Source organism: Marinobacter lutaoensis (assembly GCF_001981305.1).
GTDB lineage: Bacteria > Pseudomonadota > Gammaproteobacteria > Pseudomonadales > Oleiphilaceae > Marinobacter > Marinobacter lutaoensis.
On record NZ_MSCW01000024.1, the window covers coordinates 1 to 1,129 of the forward strand.

1 protein-coding gene is annotated in these 1,129 nt (G+C 53.9%); it reads right to left on the reverse strand.

All coding sequences use genetic code 11. The features are described 5' to 3' along the window. Positions 1-1,129 (reverse strand): IS3 family transposase gene (locus BTO32_RS17620; RefSeq protein ID WP_139339144.1). Its coding sequence is split into 2 segments (ribosomal slippage), with 1,127 coding nucleotides annotated over them: positions 1-851 and positions 854-1,129; the frame shifts between segments, so codons are not numbered across the junction. This gene is flagged as partial in the annotation.

Consider the following 1,129-nt stretch of genomic DNA (forward strand, 5'->3'; position numbering starts at 1 on the left):
CGGTAGCCAAGGCCACTGTGCAGCCGTTGGCTGTTATAAAAGCACTCTATATAGTCTTTTATATGTTTCCGTAACTGCCGCATCGTCAAAAAGCTGGTCGCATGCAGCAATTCTCCCTTCAAGGTTTTGAAGAAGGATTCGACCTCAGCGTTGTCTGTGCATTGTCCCGGTCGATTCATGCTGTGGCGCACGCTGTTTTGGTTCAGAAATGCCTGTGTTTTCTGAGCCCGATATTCCGTGCCACGATCGGTGTGGAACAACAAACCCGCTTTCGGCTGCCTTGCTGCAAAGGCCTCTCTCAAGGCACCTTTGGCCAGTGCCGCATTTAGGCTCTCATCCAATCGCCAACTGATAATCCGGCGCGAGAACAGGTCTAGAACAACCGCCAGGAACACGTATTTTCGACCCAGCTTGATATAGGTAACGTCACTGCTCCATTGCTGATTCACCGCAACAGGCTTTTCAACGCTCAAGCGGTGATTGGGAAGGGCTTTGAGCTCGTCACGGCGCTTGCTCATTCGGCGATACACTCGCACCACTCGCGCTTTCATGCCCCATTCCTGCATCAGGCGCGCCACACGATTCTCGCCAACCTGTTCGCCTTCCCGGCGCAGGGCCTGATAGACCCTGGGGCTTCCATAGCGCCCTTTGCTGCCGTCGTATACACGGCGGATCTTTAACAGCAGCTCGGCGTTCTCAGTGGCTCTCTGGCCAGGTTTCCGGTTTGCCCAGGCGTAGTAACCGGATCGCGACACCTTCAAGTGCCGACACAGCGCTTTTACGCTGTATTCCCGTCGGTGTTTCCAGACGAACCGGAACGCTTCCGTCGTTCCTCGGCCTGAAAACGTTGAAACTTTTTTAGGATATCGTTTTCCTCCTGAAGCTCCGATACTCGGCGTTTCAGGCGGGCAATCTCATCCTGTTCCTGTATTTTCTTTTTGGCGTCTGCTGGCGCCTTCTTGACCCGTTTCATGGTGAACTTTCCTTCACGATATTCCCTTCGCCAGCGTGACAGCATGAAGGGGTGAATATCCAGCGCTTCGGCAACGCTTTTGACGCTGCGGTGGGCCTGGTGACTCCACTCCACCGCTTTGACTTTGAACTCAGTGCTGTACTGCTGGGTTTTCTT